This is a genomic window from Bradyrhizobium sp. URHA0013 (assembly GCF_000518345.1).
Taxonomy (GTDB): Bacteria; Pseudomonadota; Alphaproteobacteria; order Rhizobiales; family Xanthobacteraceae; genus Bradyrhizobium.
Genome location: NZ_JADK01000003.1, coordinates 715,169 through 733,857 on the forward strand (window position 1 = coordinate 715,169; position 18,689 = coordinate 733,857).

Annotated in this window: 19 protein-coding genes and 1 other RNA gene; 12 read left to right on the plus strand and 8 right to left on the minus strand. The window is 64.9% G+C overall.

Annotation, left to right across the window (positions count from 1 at the left end; translation table 11 throughout):
• From yidC to dapE, 9 genes are all read left to right on the plus strand, one after another.
• Window positions 1-1,875: a membrane protein insertase YidC gene (gene yidC / locus N551_RS0103605; protein WP_027565786.1), complete on the plus strand. Its 1,875-nt coding sequence runs from the start codon at window positions 1-3 to the stop codon at window positions 1,873-1,875.
• Window positions 1,876-1,988: 113 nt separating this feature from the next.
• A complete protein-coding gene (gene yihA / locus N551_RS0103610; RefSeq protein WP_027565787.1) occupies window positions 1,989-2,642 on the plus strand; it encodes a ribosome biogenesis GTP-binding protein YihA/YsxC in 654 nt (217 codons plus the stop codon).
• Window positions 2,642-3,013 (plus strand): DUF423 domain-containing protein, encoded by a 372-nt coding sequence (locus tag N551_RS0103615; protein WP_035961039.1) that lies wholly within the window; start codon window positions 2,642-2,644, stop codon window positions 3,011-3,013. Before yihA ends, N551_RS0103615 begins: the two co-directional genes overlap by 1 nt.
• Before the next feature lie 82 nt (window positions 3,014-3,095).
• Window positions 3,096-3,983, plus strand: a complete 888-nt coding sequence (gene argB, locus N551_RS0103620) for an acetylglutamate kinase (RefSeq protein WP_007597683.1) — start codon at window positions 3,096-3,098, stop codon at window positions 3,981-3,983.
• Window positions 3,984-4,168: 185 nt separating this feature from the next.
• On the plus strand, window positions 4,169-5,155 hold the full coding sequence (locus tag N551_RS0103625; RefSeq protein WP_027565789.1) for a DUF1036 domain-containing protein: 987 nt from the start codon (window positions 4,169-4,171) through the stop codon (window positions 5,153-5,155).
• Window positions 5,156-5,347: 192 nt separating this feature from the next.
• Entirely contained in the window at window positions 5,348-6,073 is a 726-nt protein-coding gene (locus N551_RS0103630; protein ID WP_027565790.1) for a pyrimidine 5'-nucleotidase, read from the plus strand.
• Between the two features lie 182 nt (window positions 6,074-6,255).
• Window positions 6,256-7,101: a 2,3,4,5-tetrahydropyridine-2,6-dicarboxylate N-succinyltransferase gene (gene dapD / locus N551_RS0103635; protein WP_027565791.1), complete on the plus strand. Its 846-nt coding sequence runs from the start codon at window positions 6,256-6,258 to the stop codon at window positions 7,099-7,101.
• Window positions 7,102-7,334: 233 nt separating this feature from the next.
• On the plus strand, window positions 7,335-7,988 hold the full coding sequence (locus N551_RS0103640; RefSeq protein WP_027565792.1) for a DUF805 domain-containing protein: 654 nt from the start codon (window positions 7,335-7,337) through the stop codon (window positions 7,986-7,988).
• The gene (dapE, locus tag N551_RS0103645) at window positions 7,985-9,163 is read left to right on the plus strand and encodes a succinyl-diaminopimelate desuccinylase (protein ID WP_027565793.1); all 1,179 of its coding nucleotides are present in this window, start codon (window positions 7,985-7,987) and stop codon (window positions 9,161-9,163) included. The genes N551_RS0103640 and dapE overlap by 4 nt, the downstream gene beginning before the upstream one ends.
• Window positions 9,164-9,327: 164 nt before the next feature.
• Here dapE and truA read toward each other — a convergent pair whose 3' ends face one another.
• From truA to def, 3 genes are all read right to left on the minus strand, one after another.
• Complete coding sequence (truA, locus tag N551_RS0103650) at window positions 9,328-10,065, minus strand: tRNA pseudouridine(38-40) synthase TruA (protein WP_027565794.1); 738 nt, start codon at window positions 10,063-10,065, stop codon at window positions 9,328-9,330.
• Complete coding sequence (gene fmt, locus N551_RS0103655) at window positions 10,065-10,988, minus strand: methionyl-tRNA formyltransferase (RefSeq protein WP_027565795.1); 924 nt, start codon at window positions 10,986-10,988, stop codon at window positions 10,065-10,067. The genes truA and fmt overlap by 1 nt, the downstream gene beginning before the upstream one ends.
• Window positions 10,989-11,122: 134 nt before the next feature.
• Window positions 11,123-11,647 (minus strand): peptide deformylase, encoded by a 525-nt coding sequence (gene def / locus N551_RS0103660; RefSeq protein WP_027565796.1) that lies wholly within the window; start codon window positions 11,645-11,647, stop codon window positions 11,123-11,125.
• 171 nt (window positions 11,648-11,818) lie between these two features.
• Here def and N551_RS0103665 point away from each other — a divergent pair, with 171 nt between their 5' ends.
• The 3 genes from N551_RS0103665 to N551_RS0103675 all read left to right on the plus strand — a co-directional run bounded on the left by N551_RS0103665 (window position 11,819) and on the right by N551_RS0103675 (window position 15,002).
• Window positions 11,819-13,018: a DNA recombination protein RmuC gene (locus N551_RS0103665; protein ID WP_027565797.1), complete on the plus strand. Its 1,200-nt coding sequence runs from the start codon at window positions 11,819-11,821 to the stop codon at window positions 13,016-13,018.
• Between the two features lie 134 nt (window positions 13,019-13,152).
• Window positions 13,153-13,455: a GIY-YIG nuclease family protein gene (locus N551_RS0103670; protein ID WP_027565798.1), complete on the plus strand. Its 303-nt coding sequence runs from the start codon at window positions 13,153-13,155 to the stop codon at window positions 13,453-13,455.
• Window positions 13,456-13,643: 188 nt separating this feature from the next.
• Window positions 13,644-15,002 (plus strand): MFS transporter, encoded by a 1,359-nt coding sequence (locus N551_RS0103675; protein ID WP_027565799.1) that lies wholly within the window; start codon window positions 13,644-13,646, stop codon window positions 15,000-15,002.
• Between the two features lie 136 nt (window positions 15,003-15,138).
• Here N551_RS0103675 and N551_RS0103680 read toward each other — a convergent pair whose 3' ends face one another.
• The 5 genes from N551_RS0103680 to ffs form a co-directional block, all read right to left on the minus strand.
• Complete coding sequence (locus N551_RS0103680) at window positions 15,139-15,576, minus strand: hypothetical protein (RefSeq protein ID WP_027565800.1); 438 nt, start codon at window positions 15,574-15,576, stop codon at window positions 15,139-15,141.
• Between the two features lie 26 nt (window positions 15,577-15,602).
• The gene (gene recR / locus N551_RS0103685) at window positions 15,603-16,205 is read right to left on the minus strand and encodes a recombination mediator RecR (RefSeq protein ID WP_007604678.1); all 603 of its coding nucleotides are present in this window, start codon (window positions 16,203-16,205) and stop codon (window positions 15,603-15,605) included.
• A gap of 1 nt (window position 16,206) precedes the next feature.
• Window positions 16,207-16,536 carry a YbaB/EbfC family nucleoid-associated protein gene (locus N551_RS0103690; RefSeq protein ID WP_007597704.1) on the minus strand — a complete coding sequence of 110 codons (330 nt, stop codon included), beginning with the start codon at window positions 16,534-16,536 and terminating at the stop codon, window positions 16,207-16,209.
• A gap of 25 nt (window positions 16,537-16,561) precedes the next feature.
• Window positions 16,562-18,379 carry a DNA polymerase III subunit gamma/tau gene (locus N551_RS0103695; RefSeq protein WP_027565801.1) on the minus strand — a complete coding sequence of 606 codons (1,818 nt, stop codon included), beginning with the start codon at window positions 18,377-18,379 and terminating at the stop codon, window positions 16,562-16,564.
• Window positions 18,380-18,474: 95 nt separating this feature from the next.
• An RNA gene (ffs, locus tag N551_RS36765) (signal recognition particle sRNA small type) lies at window positions 18,475-18,571 on the minus strand.
• Window positions 18,572-18,689: the final 118 nt, after the last annotated feature.

Genomic DNA, 18,689 nt, shown 5'->3' on the forward strand with positions numbered 1-18,689 from the left:
ATGACTGACAACCGCAATACCATCCTCGCCGTCATTCTGTCGGGCTTCGTGCTGATCGCCTGGCAATATTTCTACAACATGCCGGCGATGGAGAAGCAACGCGCCCTGCAACAGACGCAGGCCGAACTGCATAAGACCACGCCGCAGCCGACGGCTTCCGGGACGCCGAGCGCCACGCCGCAGCCCGGCAGCGCAGGCGCGCCCTCCGCTCCCCAGATCGCCAATCAACCGGCCCAGCCGACCGTCAGCCGCGAGGCGGCGATTGCCGCCTCTCCGCGTGTCAAGATCGATACGCCCCGCTTGACCGGCAGCATTGCCTTGAAGGGCGCGCGCATCGACGATCTTGCGCTGGTGCAGTATCGCGAAACGGTCGACCCGAAGTCGCCGCCGATCATTCTCTATTCGCCGTCGGGCACCGCGGAGCCGTATTACGCCGAATTTGGCTGGGTAGCCGGAACGGCTGGCACAAAGGTGCCCGACCGGACCACCGATTGGCAGCAGGAGGGCACCAACAGCCTGACGCCGTCCACGCCGGTCATGCTGAAATACGACAATGGCGAAGGCCTCACCTTCCGCCGCACCGTCACGATCGACGACCACTACCTCTTCAGCATCAAGGACGAGGTGACCAATGTCGGCAACGCGCCGGTCAAACTCTTTCCCTTCGCACTGATTTCGCGCCACGGCACGCCGCAGGTCTCGGGCTACTACATCCTGCATGAAGGCCTGATCGGTTACCTGGGCGAGCAGGGCTTGCAGGAGAAGGCCTATAAGGCTGTCGGCGAAGCACCCGCGATCGGCAACGGCGGACACGGGTTCGAATTCAACAACGTCACCAATGCCTGGCTCGGTATCACCGACAAATATTGGGCGTCAGCGCTCCTTCCCGACACGTCGGCAACGCTCAAGGCCCGTTTCGTCGCCGAACCCGGCACCCAGATCCGATACCAGACCGACTATCTGCAAAGCGAGCAGACCGTCCCGATCGGTGGCACGACGACAACGAACGCGCGGCTGTTCGCGGGCGCCAAGGAAGCCGGCGTGGTCGGCATCAACTTCCCGCTCGCTGGCCATGGCGGCTACAACAAGGAGCTCGGCCTCAACCATTTCGACCTGTTGATCGACTGGGGCTGGTTCTACTTCATCACCAAGCCGATGTTCCTCGGCCTCGACTTCTTCTACCGCTTCTTCGGCAATTTCGGCATCTCGATCCTGCTCGTGACCGTGATCGTGAAGCTGTTGTTCTTCCCCTTGGCGAACAAGTCCTACGCCTCGATGGCGAAGATGAAGTCGGTCCAGCCGCAGCTTCAGGCTCTGAAGGAGCGCTTCCCCGACGACAAGGTGAAGCAGCAGCAGGAGATGATGGAGATCTACCGCAAGGAGAAGATCAATCCGGTCGCCGGCTGTCTTCCGGTGGTGATCCAGATCCCGGTGTTCTTCTCGCTCTACAAGGTGCTGTTCGTCACCATCGAGATGCGGCACGCGCCGTTCTTCGGCTGGATCAAGGATCTGTCCGCGCCGGACCCGACCAATCTGTTCAACCTGTTCGGGCTGATCCCGTTCGACCCGACCACGATCCCGCTGTTCGGCCACTACCTCGCGCTCGGCATCTGGCCGATCATCATGGGCATCACGATGTGGTTCCAGATGAAGCTGAACCCGACGCCGCCGGATCCGACGCAGCAGATGATCTTCAACTGGATGCCGCTGATCTTCACCTTCATGCTGGCGGGCTTCCCGGCGGGCCTCGTGATCTACTGGGCCTGGAACAATACGCTCTCGGTGCTGCAGCAGAGCTTCATCATGCGCCGCAACGGCGTGAAGGTGGAGCTGTTCGACAATCTCAAGGCGACGTTCGCGAAGAAGGCGACGTAGCGGTCGCCATTGCGAGGAGCGAAGCGACGAAGCAATCCAGAGTCCCTCCGCGGATGCATTTCTGGATTGCTTCGCTTCGCTCGCAATGACGCGGACAGACAGAAAGCTTTCGCATGACCGACGACAAAGATGCGAAGCTGATCGAGGTCGGGCGAAAGCTGTTCACGCGCGACTGGCAGTTCATCTGGGCTTCGCCCTCGACTGAAACGCTGCCGCCGATGGCGGGGCTGGAGATCGCCTTTGCCGGCCGCTCCAATGTCGGCAAGTCCAGCCTGATCAACGCGCTGACCGGCCGCAACGCGCTCGCGCGCACCTCGCACACGCCGGGCCGCACCCAGGAGCTGATCTTCTTCGAGGTCCCCGGGAAAGGCGAGCTGCGCCTCGTCGACATGCCCGGCTACGGCTATGCCAAGGCGCCGAAGAGTCAGGTCGCGTCCTGGACCGAGCTGATCCACAAATTCCTGCTCGGACGCGCCAGTCTCGCGCGCGTCTACGTGCTGGTCGACGCGCGGCACGGCCTCAAGGACGTCGATCTCGAAGTCCTGAAGACTCTCGATCGCTCCGCGGTCAGCTACCAGCTCGTGCTGACCAAGGCCGACCAGATCAAGGCCACTGAGCTCCAATCGCGCATCGTCGAGACCGAGGCCGCGCTCGCCAAGCGTCCGGCCGCGTTCCCGAACGTGCTCGCGACCTCGTCGCGCAGCGCGACCGGCATGGCCGAGCTGCGCGCCGCGATCGCAAAGCTGCTGGAAGAGCGGACCTCGTGATGGCGGCATTCCGCCTGTTGATCGGGCTTGCCGGTCTGATGGGCGCCGCCGGCGTCGCGCTGGCCGCCGCTTCCGCGCATGGCGGCGATGCGAGCCGGCTCGCCGCCGCAAGCGCCATGCTGCTGTTTCATGCAACGGCCGTGCTAGCGGCCGTCGCCCTGCTCGGCCGCGACCTTCTGCACGGCGGAATTGGCATCGTCGCCGCGTCCGGCTTCGCAGCCGGCGCCGCGCTGTTCGCGGGCGATCTGACCTTGCGGCAATATGCCGGCCATTCGCTGTTTCCCTATGCGGCGCCGACCGGTGGATCGGTGATGATTCTGAGCTGGGTGGCGGTGACGCTCGGGGCGGTGGTGGTGAAGCGCAGTCCGTAGCCCGGGGACGAAGACCACTTTGCGCCCCGCCCGCCAATCGGATAGAACGCGGCCCGAGTATCCCGCCAGCGAGATCCGCCTCATGACCGAAATCTCCCCGCTCGACCAGGCCCGCATCCTGTCCGAAGCGCTGCCGCACATGCAGCAGTATGATGAGGAAACCATCGTCATCAAGTATGGCGGCCATGCCATGGGCGACGAGGAGACCGCGAAGAATTTTGCCCGCGACATCGTGCTGCTCGAGCAGACCGCGATCAATCCGGTGGTGGTGCATGGCGGCGGCCCGCAGATCGCGACCATGCTCAAGCGCCTCGGCATCGTCTCGGAATTCGCAGCCGGCCTGCGCATCACCGACGCCGCCACCATCGAGATCGTCGAGATGGTGCTCGCCGGCTCCGTCAACAAGCAGATCGTCGGCTACATCAACGAGGCCGGCGGCAAGGCGGTGGGGCTATCAGGCAAGGACGCCAATATGGTGAAGGCGTCGAAGACGACGCGCACCATCATGGATCCGGACTCGCACATCGAGAAGGCGGTCGATCTCGGCTTCGTCGGCGATCCCGAGAAAGTCGATCTCACGCTGCTCAACCAGCTGATCGGCTACGAGCTGATCCCCGTGCTCGCGCCGCTCGCGACCTCGAAAGAGGGCCAGACGCTGAACGTCAACGCCGACACTTTCGCCGGCGCCGTGGCCGGCGCGCTGAAGGCAAAGCGGCTGCTGCTGCTCACCGACGTGCCGGGCGTGCTCGACAAGTCCAAGAAGCTGATCCCGCAGCTTTCGGTGAAGGACGCGCGAAAGCTGATCGCCGACGGCACCATTTCCGGCGGCATGATCCCGAAGGTCGAGACCTGCATCTACGCGCTCGAACAGGGCGTCGAGGGTGTCGTCATCATCGACGGCAAGATGCAGCACGCGGTGCTGCTCGAGCTCTTCACCAACACCGGCACGGGAACGCTGATCCACAAGTGATGCGAGAGGCGCCACGTATGAAAGCCGTCATGGCCGGGCAACAGCGCGAAGCGCGTCTTCGCGAAGATGTCCCGGCCATCCACGATCTTTCGTCCCGCGCCAAGAACGTGGATGCCCGGGACAAGCCCGGGCATGACGAGCGGAGCGCGAGGCGGCATCGACGCTCCACTCTCACCCGCTTCCTGATGACGCTCCCCGCCGCAGCCGTCTCGTTCGTCTTCTCCTCCGCGCCCGCCTTCGCCGACCTCAAGATCTGCAATCGCATGTCCTATGTCGTCGAGGCCGCGATCGGCATCGACGACAAGGCGGCGACCGCCACGCGCGGCTGGTTCAGGATCGACCCCGCCACCTGCCGCGTGGTGGTGCAGGGCACGCTCTCCGCCGACCGCATCCTGCTCAACGCCCGCGCGCTCGGCGTCTACGGCGCATCCCCGATCCCACAGAACGGCAGCGACACGCTGTGCGTCGCGCAGGACAATTTCGTCATCGCGGCCGCGCGACAGTGCCGCAGCGGCCAGACCCAGGCCGCCTTCACCCAGATCACGCCGACGCAAGGCGCGGACGGCAATTTCGTCGCCTATCTCGCCGAGGACTCCGAATATGACGACGAGCAGGCCCGCCTTGCCGGCATCCAGCGGCTTTTGGTGATCGCAGGTTACGACGCCGCGCCGATCGACGGCGTCGACGGACCGAAGACCCAAGGCGCGTTGGCCGCTTTCCTGAAGAGCCGCGGATTGTCGTCCGACATCCTGTCGTCGCCGAACTTCTTCAAGACCATGGTCGATGCCGTGCAGACGCCGTCTGCGACCGGCCTCACCTGGTGCAACGACACCACGCACAAGGTGATGGCGGCGGTCGCCACCGACGACGGCAAGGCGGTGACGAGCCGCGGCTGGTATCGCATCGACCCCAAGACCTGCCTGCACCCTGATGTGAGCGGTCAGCCGAAGCAGATCTTCAGCTTCGCGGAAGCCATCGACGCCGACAACCGAATCGTCAAGCTGAAGGACAAGCCGCTGAATTGGGGCGGCGACAAGCAGCTTTGCACGCGCGAGACCAAGTTCGAAACCAACGAGCAGACCGACTGCGGCGCGCGCGGATTCGCGGCGACGGGCTTCGGCGCGGTGGACATGTCGAGCGGCGGCAAAACGCTGCGGTTTGCGATGCCGTGATTGCTTTTGTGATGACGGAACAAACACCATCGTCGTCCCGGCGAAGGCCGGGACCCATAACCCCAGGATTGGTTTTACGACGAACAACGATCAGGGTGCCCCATTGATAGATCACGCGGTATGGGTCCCGGCCTTCGCCGGGACGACGACGGAAAGCTGGGGCCCCTCTCCGATAACGAATAGAGAGCCGCTATGACCTCACCCCGCGCCTTCGGCCATGTCGACACCTGGGTGTTCGACCTCGACAACACGCTCTATCCGCACCACGTCAATCTTTGGCAGCAGGTCGATGCGCGGATTACCGAGTTCGTTTGCAACTGGCTGAACCTGACACCGGCGGAAGCGCGCAAGATCCAGAAGGATTATTACCAGCGCTTCGGCACCACCATGCGCGGCATGATGACCCTGCACGGCGTCCGCGCCGACGACTATCTCGCCTACGTCCACAAGATCGACCACTCGCCGCTGGAGCCGAACCCGGCGCTGGGCGAGGCCATCGCAAAACTGCCGGGACGAAAGCTGATCCTGACCAACGGTTCGGTCGATCATGTCGATGCGGTGCTGGCGCGGCTCGGCTTTGCCACGCATTTCGACGGCGTGTTCGACATCATCGCCGCCGACTTCGAGCCGAAGCCGGCGCCGCAGACCTACCGCAAGTTTCTCGCCGACCATTCGGTCGATCCGACCCGCGCCGCGATGTTCGAGGACCTCGCCCGCAACCTCACGGTCCCGCACGAGCTCGGCATGACCACTGTGCTGGTAATACCGGACGGGACGAAAGAGGTCGTGCGCGAGGACTGGGAGCTGGAAGGCCGGAGCGCCGCCCATGTCGACCACGTCACCGACGATCTGGCGGGGTTTTTGGGCAGGCTGTCCTCTCTCTCCCCACGTCGTCCCGGCGAAGGCCGGGACCCATAACTCCAACACGCGGTTGTAGCGCGCAACTGGTAACTCCGAGTCTTCGCCAAACTTGACCCTGCGGGTATGGGTCCCGGCCTTCGCCGGGGGCGACACTGAGTATGCCTTGACTCCGTCCCCCCAAATCCCGAAAAAGCGCTCCAAATCACCGCAAATTCCCGCCCGCCTCTGAGGAAATCCCGATGTCCCTGTCCGCCCTCGAATCCACCATCAACGGCACCTTCGACGCGCGCGACGGCGTCTCGACCTCGACCAGGGGCGAGGTCCGCGACGCCGTGGATCACGCGCTGGAGATTCTGGACAAGGGCGAGGCCCGCGTTGCCGAGCGCGGGGCCGACGGCAAGTGGAAGGTCAATCAGTGGCTGAAGAAGGCGGTGCTGCTCTCGTTCCGCCTCAACGACATGGGCGCCATTCCCGGCGGCCCCGGCAAGGCGGCCTGGTGGGACAAGGTGCCCTCGAAGTTCGACGGCTGGGGTGAGAACCGCTTTCGCGACGCCGGTTTCCGCGCCGTCCCCGGCTCCATCGTGCGCCGCTCGGCCTTCATCGCCCGCAACGTCGTGCTGATGCCGTCCTTCGTCAATCTCGGCGCCTATGTCGATGAATCCACCATGATCGACACTTGGTCCACCGTCGGCTCCTGTGCGCAGATCGGCAAGCGCGTGCACATCTCCGGCGGCGTCGGCATCGGCGGTGTGCTCGAGCCGCTGCAGGCCGAGCCTGTCATCATCGAGGACGATTGCTTCATCGGCGCGCGCTCCGAGGTCGCCGAAGGCGTGATCGTGCGCAAGGGCGCGGTGCTGTCGATGGGCGTGTTCCTGGGTGCTTCGACCAAGATCGTCGACCGCGATACCGGCGAGATCTTTATCGGCGAAGTGCCCGAGTATTCGGTCGTCGTTCCCGGCGCGCTGCCCGGCAAGCCCATGAAGAACGGCCAGATCGGCCCGAGCACCGCCTGCGCCGTCATCGTCAAGCGCGTCGACGAGCGCACGCGCTCCAAGACCAGCATCAACGAGCTGCTGCGGGATTGAGAGTCTAACTCTCTCACCGTCACCCTGAGGTGCTCGCCTCTTCGGCGAGCCTCGAAGGGCGACGGCCCGGCTGCCGGCTGAATCGTGGCCGCTCATCCTTCGAGGCTCCCCCTGCGGTGCTCTGCACCGCAGGCCTCGCACCTCAGGATGACGGGTCTGGCAGCTCCGTCGAACCCACCCTCCCCCCACCGCGACCAACATCCGGGCGACCTCTCCCGCCCGGAGCCTTTGGCATGGACTGGACTTGGTATCTGTTCCGCTTCGACGGCCGCATCAACCGCGCACTGCTGTGGCAGGCGCTGCTGATCGTCATGGTGCTGGCCTGCATGCTCGGGATGATCGACCAGGCCATCAAGGTGCTGAATGGGGCCGCAACTTTCGCCTTCAACTTCAAGCTCGACTTCGATTTCGGTGTCGACGACATCTTCAACTTGGTCGATCCCAGGGCCTACCGTCTGCTGGCAACCACGGATCGCGCGACCCTCATCCTCAAGGTGCTCGGCAGCTCGCTATTCCTGTGGATCTATCTCGCGACCGCGACCAAGCGGCTGCATGATCGCGACCGGAGCGGCTGGTGGCTGGTTCCGTTCTTCGTCGTACCCGCGTTGTTCGACCAGTTCTCGGACCTGCTGCCCACCGAATCCAACTGGGTTCTTGCCCTCGCCTGGGCCATGCACATTCCGTGGTTTTGGGGCCTCGTGGAAATGTTCATTGTGCCCGGCACCTCCGGCGACAACCGGTTCGGCCCCGATCCATTGGCCGACGTTGAGGATGGCTCCGCGCCCGCCCCGCCTGCGGCGAAAAGCTGGGACCAGCAGAGCGAGATCGAATTTGTCCCGCCCAGTGCTAGCCCACCCGGCGGCATGCATGTTAAGCGGGGCGCATGACCGATGCTCTCTCGATTGCCCGCGATCTCATCCGCTGCCCCTCGGTAACTCCGGCCGATGCCGGTGCGCTGGGTGTGCTTGAAAAAGCCCTCAATGCGGCAGGCTTCACATGCCAGCGCGTGACCTTCAGCGAGCCCGGCACCGCCGACGTCGACAATCTCTATGCGCGGATCGGCACTGACGGGCCGCACATCACCTTTGCCGGCCACACCGACGTGGTGCCGCCTGGCGACGAGAGCGCCTGGAGCGTCGGCGCGTTCTCGGGCGAGGTGAAAGACGGCTTTCTGCATGGCCGCGGCGCGGTCGATATGAAGGGCGGCATCGCCTGCTCGGTCGCCGCGGTGCTGGGGCATCTCGCCGCGAACGACGGCAAGCCGCGCAGCGACGGCCAAAAATCGGGCTCGGGTTCGATCTCGTTCCTGATCACCGGCGACGAGGAAGACGTCTCCATCAACGGTACCATCAAGCTGCTGAAGTGGGCGGCGGAGCGCGGCGAGAAATTCGACCATTGCGTGCTCGGCGAGCCCTCGAATGTCGAGACGCTCGGCGACACCATCAAGGTCGGCCGCCGCGGCTCGCAATCCGGCACGCTGTATGTCGACGGCGTGCAGGGCCACGTCGCCTATCCGCACCGCGCCGCCAATCCGGTGCCTGATATCTCGCGGCTGATCGTGGCCATCTCCGACGAGCCGCTCGACCATGGCAGCGCGCAGTTCCAGGCCTCCAATCTCGAATTCACCTCGGTCGACGTCGGCAACACCGCCAACAACGTCATCCCGGGACAAGCCCGCGCAAAATTCAACATCCGCTACAACGACAACCACACCCAGGCAAGCCTGCGCGAGCTGGTCGAGACGCGGCTGACGAAAGCCTGCGGCAACCGCATCCGCGCCCGCATCGTCTGGGAGCCCTCAAACTCGAACGTGTTCGTGACCAAGCCCGGACCGTTCACCGAACTCGCGGTGTCCGCGATCGAGGAGGTGACGGGCCGCAAGCCGGAGCTGTCGACCTCAGGCGGCACCTCGGATGCGCGCTTCATCTCGAGCTATTGCCCGGTGATCGAATTCGGCCTGGTCGGCCAGACCATGCACCAGGTCGACGAACGCGTGCCGGTCAGGGATCTGGAGCAGCTGACCAAGGTGTATCGCGGGATTTTGGCGAGGTATTTTGGGTAGGGCGCGATTGCCTGCCCAAACTCCGCTGTCATCGCCCGGCTTGACCGGGCGATCCAGTAATTCGAGACAGCAGTGATTGATCCGAGGGGCCGCGGCGTACTGGATTCCCCGCCTTCGCGGGGAATGACAGTGGTGGGCGTGGCGAGAGTTTCCAGCCTCGCGTTCTAATAATCCACCTGCATCAGATACAGCCCGTCCGGCGGGGCGACGATGCCGCAGGCGGCGCGGTTGCGCGCGGCGAGCGCTGCGGAGAGATCGTCGGCGGTCCAGCGGCCTTCACCGACCCACATCAGCGACCCCACCATGGAGCGCACCTGGCTGTGCAGGAACGAGCGCGCCGAGGTGAGAATAACGATCTCGCGGCCGTCGCGCAGCACGTCGAGCTGGTCGAGCGTCTTCTCCGGCGATTTGGCCTGACACTCGGTGTCGCGGAAGGTGGTGAAATCGTGCTTGCCGAGCAGGCGCTGTGCCGCCGCATGCATCGCATCGGCATCGAGCCGGCGCGGCACGCGCCAGGCGTGGCCGGCATCGAGCGCGAGATTGGCACGGGTGTTGACGATGCGATAGCGATAGTGGCGCTTCACGGCCGAGAAGCGCGCTTCGAAACTATCAGGCACGATGTCCGCCTCGAGCACAGCGATCGGATGCGGGCGCAAATGCGCATTCAAGCCGTCGCGAAAACGGCCCGGCGGAAACTGCTTGTCGATATCGACATGCGCGACCTGGCCACGCGCATGCACGCCGGCATCGGTGCGCCCGGCGCCGTGCACGCGCGCATCCGCGCCGGTCATCGCCTTCACCGCCGCTTCCAGCGCGCCTTGCACCGAGGGCAGCGTCTCCTGCACCTGCCAGCCGAAGAACGGTGCGCCGTCATATTCGATGATGAGCTTGTAGCGGGGCATCAGGCCAGCCGCATCGGCGGCTTCAACGGCACGCCGCGCAGGAAATCCGCGGCCTGCATGCGCGCCTTGCCTTCGCGCTGGAGCTCGATCAGGCGGATTGCGCCCTCGCCGCAGGCGATGGTGAGGTGATCGTCGAGCACCTCGCCGGGTGCGCCCGCGCCTTTCGCCAGCTCGCAACGCAGGATCTTGACCCGCGCATTCTCAAGCTCGGCCCAGGCGCCGGGAAACGGCGACAGTCCGTGGATATGACGCAGCACCTCCCGCGCGGGCCTGGTCCAGTCGATCCGCGCTTCGGCTTTGTCGATCTTGGCGGCATAGGTGACGCCGTCCTCGCTCTGCTTTTTGAGCTGGAGCCCGCCGCGGTCGAGCGCGGCCATGGCGCGCACCATCAGGTCGGCACCGAGCCGGGACAGACGATCGTGCAGATCGAGCGCCGTCATATTGTCCGTGATCGCGAGACGCTCGGCCATGGCGACGTCACCGGTGTCCAGGCCGACATCCATCTTCATCACCATCACGCCGCTCTCGGCATCGCTGGCCATGATCGCGCGGTTGATGGGAGCCGCACCGCGCCAGCGTGGCAGCAGCGAGGCGTGCAGATTGTAGCAGCCGAGCTTTGGCGCATCGAGGATCGCCTGCGGCAGGATCATGCCATAGGCGACGACGACGGCGGCATCGGCGTCGAAGGCGCGGAATTCTTCCAGCGCCTCCGGCGTTTTCAACGTCTTCGGCGTCAGCACGGGCACGCCAAGCTTTCGCGCGGCCTCTTCCACCGGGGTCGGCTGCAATTGCAGGCCGCGCCGGCCGCCGGGCTTGGGCGCGCGCGTATACACGGCCGCGATCTCGTGGCCGTGCGCGACGAGCTCGAGCAGCGTCGGCACGGAGAAATCGGGCGTGCCCATGAAGATCAGGCGGAGGGGCATGTGGCGGCGCTCGGTAAGGCTTGTTTCTCCGTCATGCCCGGGCTTGTCCCGGGCATCCACGGTCTTGGCGACAAAGCAAGCAAGGCGTGGATGGCCGGGTCAAGCCCGGCCATGACGACGAGAGAGAACCCGGCTCACTCCGCGCGCTTGGCGGCTTTCTCGAACTTCTTCAGCACGCGGTCGCGCTTGAGTTTTGACAGATAGTCGACAAACAGCACGCCGTTGAGATGGTCGATCTCGTGCTGGATGCAGGTGGCGTAGAGGCCTTCGGCGTCCTCCTCGTGCACCTTGCCGTCGAGATCGGTGTAGCGCACCCGCACCTTCGCGGGACGCTCGACCTCCTCGTAATATTCGGGGATCGAGAGGCAGCCTTCCTCGTAGACCGACAGGTCCTCCGAGGAGGCGATGATTTCCGGATTGATGAAGACGCGCGGCTCGGGCTTGGTCTCGCCGTCCTGGTCGGGCTTGGCGAGGTCCATGGTGATCAGCCGCAACGGCCGCGCGATCTGAATCGCCGCGAGCCCGATGCCGGGCGCGTCGTACATGGTCTCGAACATGTCGTCGGCAAGCTTTCGTATCTCCGGCGTGACCTTCTCGATCGGCTTGGAGACCAGACGCAGCTGCTTGTCGGGCAGGATGATGATTTCTCTGAGGGCCATGGCCGCGATTTAAGCCGCGCGTTCGATGCGGTCAATGCGGCCGGGAACCCCGTTAACCCTCCGCTAACCATAAAACTTCGGGTTTCGTTAACCATAAAAATTAACGGGGCATTTACACTAAATGTTCGCTATTCGTTCGTGCCGCCGAGCGAATCGGCTAGAAGCAGGGGCATGAACGAGATCATTTTCATGCTCGGCGACTGGCCGGTGCGCACCGTGGACGCGCTGATCGGCTTCGGTGCCCTGGTCCTCATCCTGATGGTGGTGATCGCCGTCGTGATCGCGCGCTCCGGGCGGCGCGGGGCGGAACTCGCGATGGCCAACGCCATCCGCGCCGACGAACTCGAGGAGCGCATCAGCCAGATGCTGCATGCCCAGAGCGAGGCTTCGGGGCGGGTCGACGCCATGACCCAGACGCTGGCCGGCCGCCAGGCCGACATGGCACGCGCGGTCAACGAGCGGCTGGATTCGGTGACCCACCGCGTCGGCCAGTCCATGGAGCACACCACCCGCAACACCATGGAGAGCCTGCGCGCGCTGCACGAGCGGCTCGGCATCATCGACAGCGCGCACAAGAACCTCACCGACCTCACCACGCAGGTGACGACCCTGCGCGATGTGCTCGCCAACAAGCAGTCGCGCGGCGCCTTCGGTCAGGCGCGGATGGAAGCGATCGTCCATGATGGTCTGCCGAAGGGCGCCTACGAGTTCCAGTTCACGCTCTCGACCGGCAAGCGTCCGGACTGCGTCGTGTTCCTGCCCGACCAGCGGCCACTCTGCATCGACGCGAAGTTTCCGCTGGAAGCGATGACCGCGCTGCATGACGCGCGCACCGACGAGGAGAAGCGCATCGCCACGCAGCGGCTGCGCGGCGACGTCATGAAGCATGTCAGCGACATCGCCGAGAAATATCTCGTCGCCGGCGAGACCCAGGACATGGCGCTGATGTTCGTGCCGTCGGAATCGGTCTACGCCGAGATCCACGACGGTTTCGACGACGTCATCCAGAAGGCGTATCGCGCCCGTGTCGTGCTGGTGTCGCCGTCGCTTTTGATGCTGGCGATCCAGGTGATGCAGCAGATCATGAAGGACGCGCGCATGCGCGACGCCGCCGACCAGATCCGCACCGAGGTGATCAAGCTCGGCGACGACCTCGGCCGCCTGCGCGATCGCGTGCTGAAGCTCCAGAAGCATTTTGCCGACGCGAACGAGGACGTGCGGCAGGTGCTGATCTCCGCCGACAAGATCGAGAAACGCGCCGGGCGCATCGAGGAGCTCGATTTCAGCAAGAGCGATGCGCCGGAAGCGCCGCATCTCGTAGCGACCGGCGCTGCCGAGCTGTTCCCGCGGAAGCTCCAGGCGGGGGAGTGAGATTGTGGCACACTGTCATGCCCCGCGAACGCGGGGCATCCAGTACGCCGCGGCAGTCATGATTGAACCGGGACGCTGGTGATTACTGGATCGTCCGCCTTCGCGGACGATGACAGCGGAGGGAGAGGTAGCAGTTGGGCACACGCCACTACTACGTTTACATCCTCGCCAGCAAAATCGGCGGAACGCTGTACATCGGCGTGACCAATGATCTCATTCGTCGCGTGGCGGAACATAAGTCCAAGGTCATCGAGAGCTTTACGGAGAAGTACGATGTCGCAAGGCTCGTCTATTTCGAGCAGTTCGACGATCCCGAGAATGCTATCAAAAGGGAGAAGCGGCTGAAAAAGTGGAACAGGGCCTGGAAGGTTCGATTGATTGAGAAGAGCAATCCGAATTCGGACGACCTTTATCCCGGGATAGCCGGCCCACCATGAGTCCGTCATGCCCCGCGAAGGCGGGGCATCCAGTACGCCGCGGCGGCCGCGATTGAACCGAAATGCTGGTGGGTACTGGATCGTCCGCCTTCGCGGACGATGACAGCGGAGGGGGCGACGACACCTCCTCTTTGGCCGGCAGGAGCGACACCTCACTTGTGGCCGCCAGAATCTGCTAACACCACCCCATGACCGCACCCGACGCGACCTCGCCTGCCGGCCCCGGCACGGCCCCCACCTCCTGGCGTGACAGCCTTGCCGTTTACCTGCAGCCGCGGGTGCTGATCGTGCTGTTCCTCGGCTTCTCGTCCGGGCTGCCGTTGGCGCTGTCGGGCTCGACGCTGCTGGTGTGGATGCGGGAATCCGGCGTCGATCTCAAGACCATCGGGCTGTTTGCGCTGGTCGGCACGCCCTACACGCTGAAATTCCTGTGGGCGCCGCTGGTGGATGCGATGCATGTGCCGCTGTTCACGCGCGCGTTCGGGCGGCGGCGCGGCTGGCTGCTGTTCTCGCAATTGCTGCTGATCGTCGCCATCCTGCTGCTGGCGCTGACCGATCCCGCGCGCTCGCCGTTCTACGTCGCGCTCGGCGCATTGCTGGTGGCGACGGCCTCGTCGACGCAGGACATCGTGGTCGACGCCTTCCGTGTCGAGAGCCTGCCGGAGAGCGAGCAGGCCGCCGGCATGGCGTCCTACGTCGCGGCCTATCGCATCGGCATGCTGGTCTCGACCGCCGGCGCGCTGTTCATCGTCTCGGGCTTCGAGAGCACCGGCATCACCCGCACGTCCGCCTGGATGTGGGGCTATGTGGTGATGGCGGCGATGGTGCTGATCGGGACGATCACGGCGCTGGTTGCGACCGAGCCCGAGCAGTCGGTGCGGGCGGAAGCCGCGACGCAGACGCAAACCGCGTTCGCGCGCGTGCTGCACGCGGCGGTCGGAGCCTTCTCGGAATTCCTGACGCGCAAGGACGCGCTTGCGGCACTCGCCTTCGTCGTGCTGTTCAAGTTCACCGACGCCTTCTCCGGCACGATGACCGCGCCGTTCGTGATCGACCTCGGCTTCTCCCGCAACGACTATGCGGCGATCGTGAAGGGCGTGGGCCTTGCTGCGACGCTGATCGGCGGCTTTGCCGGCGGCTTCGTCGCCCGGCGCTATTCGCTTGCGACCAGCCTCTGGATCGGCGGCGTGGTGCAGGCGCTCGCGAATCTCTCCTTCTCCTGGCTGGCCTTCGTCGGCACCAGCCAATGGGCGCTCGCCTTCGCCATCACTTGTGAGAACTTCACCAGCGCGATCGGCACGGTGATCTTCGTCGCCTATCTTTCGGCGCTCTGCCAGAACCCGCTGCACACGGCGACGCAATATGCGCTGCTCACCGCTCTTGCCGCGGTAGGGCGGACCTATCTCTCGTCAGGCGCCGGCTTCGTGGCTGATACGACTGGCTGGCCGCTGTTCTTCGTGATCTGCATGCTGGTGGCGATCCCAAGCCTGGTGCTGCTGGCCTGGCTGCAGAAGCGCGGGCATTTTGATGCGCTGGGGCCGGTGTAGGGTTTAGACCGGCTCTCTCACCTTCGTCATTGCGAGCGAAGCGAAGCAATCCAGACTGCCGCCGCGGAGACGGTCTGGATTGCTTCGTCGCAAGTGCTCCTCGCAATGACGACGGAGAGAGCAGAGCGAATCGCCTCTACTGCTTCTTGATCAGGCTCCACTTCGTGATCACGGCCTCGCTCATCTGGCCGGGGTCGCTGGCGCAGGCGACTTCGTCGACCTTGACCGAGATCTCCTTGCCGGCGAACGTCTTCAGCTGTGCGGCCTGCGCATCGCCGCTGGGAACGAGCTGGAAGGTTTCGGGGCCGGTCTCGAGATTGCACAACCCGTTCGGTGGCGGCAGCCGGCGCGGCTCGGAGGTGATCTGGTAGGTCGCAACCCGCTTGCCGACGTTCTTGACGTCGCGCACTTTCATCGTGTTCAGCTCGCCCGAGAGCACCTCGCCGGCGTTGATCGGCTTGCCGGGCTTCGACGGCGGCGGAGCCCCGTCGTCCTGCTGCGCGGAGATAGCCGGCGTCGCCAGCATCGCCATCGTCGCAACCAAAGCCCATCGTGTGGCGAAAAGTTTCGTCATGTCGTCCGTTCCGTAAGTCTGGATGTCTAGAACAGGGTACGCTGCCGCATCGCGGCCGATAGCGTACCTTCATCGAGATAATCAAGCTCGCCGCCGACCGGCACACCATGGGCGAGCCGGGTTACTTTTACGTTGGCGTCCTGAAGCAGGTCGGTGATGTAATGTGCCGTGGTCTGGCCGTCGACGGTGGCATTCAGCGCCAGAATGACCTCATGCACCTGTGCCTCATGCGCGCGCGCGACCAGCGCCTCGATGGTGAGGTCCTGCGGGCCGACGCCGTCGAGCGGCGACAATGTCGCGCCCAGCACGTGATAACGCCCTTGAGTGGCATTGGCCCGCTCCAGCGCCCAGAGATCGGCAACATCGGCGACGACGACGATGATCGAGGGATCGCGCCGCGGATCGGTGCAGACTGTGCAGGGACTTTGCGTGTCGATGTTGCCGCAGGTCTTGCAGACCTGGACCTTCTCAAGCGCGACCTGCATGGCCGAGGACAGCGGCATCATCAGCGCTTCGCGCTTCTTGATCAGATGCAGCGCCGCGCGCCGCGCCGAGCGCGGGCCGAGGCCCGGCAGCCGCGCGAGAAGCTGGACCAGCCGCTCGATCTCAGGACCCGCAACAGCGCCCATATTACTGGCCGAACAGCCCCGACAGCCCCGGCGGCAAGCCGAGCCCGCCGGTGAGCGACTGCATCTTCTCCTGCATGGCGGCTTCCGCCTTGCGGCGGGCCTCGCCGAACGCGGTGACAAGCAGATCCTCGAGCACCTCGCGCTCTTCCGCCTTCATCAGCGAAGGATCGATCTTGACGCCCTTGACGTCCATCTTCGCGGTCATGCGCACAGCGACGAGACCGCCGCCGGAGATGCCCTCGACCTCGACGTTGGCGAGCTGGTCCTGCATCTCCTGCATCTTGGATTGCAGCTGCTGCGCCTGCTTCATCATGCCGAAAATATCGACCATCGGTGCTGTCCTTGGAAAATTGGCTCTAGAGATCGTCGCCGTCGGAACCGTCGGGCGGATCGTCACTGCCGTAGTCGGCGTTAATATCGGATTCCGGCGCCTCGGGGGCAAGCCTGCGGACCTCGACGACCTTCGCGCCCGGAAAACGCGACAGCACCTCGCGCACGCGCGGATCGGCCTCGGCGGTGCGCGCATGTTCCTGCTTGGCCGCCTGGCTCACCGAGCGCAGCGTCGGCTGGCCCGGCTCGTTGGAGACGATCACGGTCCAACGGCGCCCGGTCCAAAGCTCGAATTTGCGCGCGAGATCGGAAATCATGGTCTTGGAGGCATTGGGCTCGAGCGCAACTTCCAGCCGGCCCTCCTCGAAACGAACGAGGCGCATGTCGCCTTCGAGCGCGCCCTTGGTGAGGAGGTCGCGCTTCTGCCCGGCCAGCGCAACGAGCTGGGTGAAGCTCGTGACGCGCAACACGGGCGCGGCAGCTTGCGGATCCGGCGCGGGCGTTGCCATCTGCGGACGGGCACCGCCGCCGCCGAACGAGGACGGTGACGATGTCGGCATGCGAACTGGCGCTGCGGACGCCACCGGCCCCGCCGGCGCGTTGCGCGCGGCACTGCCGCCGCTCACGACCGGCGAACCGCCGCCGTTCTGCTCCAGCATCTTGATCGCTTCGTCCGGCGTCGGCAGGTCGGCGACATAGGCAATGCGCACCAGCACCATCTCGGCGGCCGCGGCGGGCCGCGTCGCGGCCTGCACCTCGGTGATGCCCTTGAGCAGCATCTGCCACATCCGCGACAGCACGCGCATCGAGATCTTCGAGGCGAAATCCCGCGCGCGCACGCGCTCGGTCTCGCCATAGGCGACGTTGTCGGCGGTCGCCGGCACGATCTTCACGCGGGTGACGAAATTGACGAACTCGGCGAGATCCGAGAGCACCACGATCGGATCGGCGCCGACGTCGTACTGGTCGCGGAACTCCCTGAACGCGGACGCGATGTCGCCACGCGCCAGAGAATCGAAAAGATCGATGACGCGGGTGCGGTCGGCGAGCCCCAGCATCTGTCTGACGGCATCGGCCTTCACGGTGCCTGCCGCATGCGCGATGGCCTGATCGAGCAGCGAGAGCGAATCCCGCACCGAGCCTTCCGCGGCGCGCGCGATGATGCCGAGTGCTTCAGGCTCGATCTCGACGTTTTCCTTGGCCGCGATGTTGGCGAGATGCTTCATCAGTACGTCGGCCTCGACGCGGCGCAGGTCAAAACGCTGGCAGCGCGACAGCACGGTCACCGGAACCTTGCGGATCTCCGTCGTGGCGAACACGAACTTGGCGTGCTCCGGCGGTTCCTCCAGCGTCTTCAGGAAGGCGTTGAACGCCGCCGTCGACAGCATGTGGACTTCGTCGATGATGTAGACCTTGTAGCGGGCGCTGGCCGGCGCGTAGCGGACGCTGTCATTGATCTGGCGGACGTCGTCGACGCCGGTATGCGAGGCCGCGTCCATCTCCAGCACGTCCATGTGCCGGCTTTCCATGATCGCCTGGCAATGCACGCCGAGCGTCGGCATCTGGACCGTCGGGCCCTTCACCGAGCCATCCGGCATCTCGTAGTTGAGCGCACGGGCAAGGATGCGCGCGGTGGTGGTCTTGCCGACCCCGCGGACGCCGGTGAGAATCCAGGCCTGCGGAATGCGGCCGGTCTCGAACGCATTGGAGACGGTGCGGACCACGGCCTCCTGGCCGATCAGATCGTCGAAGCTGGAAGGACGGTATTTCCGCGCCAGCACCCGGTAGGGCGTGCTGGCCTGGCCGGCGCTGTCAGGGTTGGGAGGGGCGCCAGCGTCGGTCATCGGTCGATCCGCAATGAAGTGTCTTTCGGCCGGCTTTTGCGGAAAGGAGCGCGCTGGCGGCCCGAGCCGCCGGCGCAATTCGCTCGGAAAAACAGGTAGGAGACTGACGAGCGACCCGATCCGGACCTCGTTAGGGCTGCTTCCTTCCGGACCTGACCCGGTTGGCGAGTGGCTCGTCCACCGCCAATCTCCCGGTCCCTATTTGGGGCCAAAAGGACCGGAAAGCAAGCGGGTATCCGCTTGAACAGGCTGGGCTTCATGATGGTTTGCCCAGCATCCGGGCAATTCCCGGCCTGCCCAGCCGATAGGC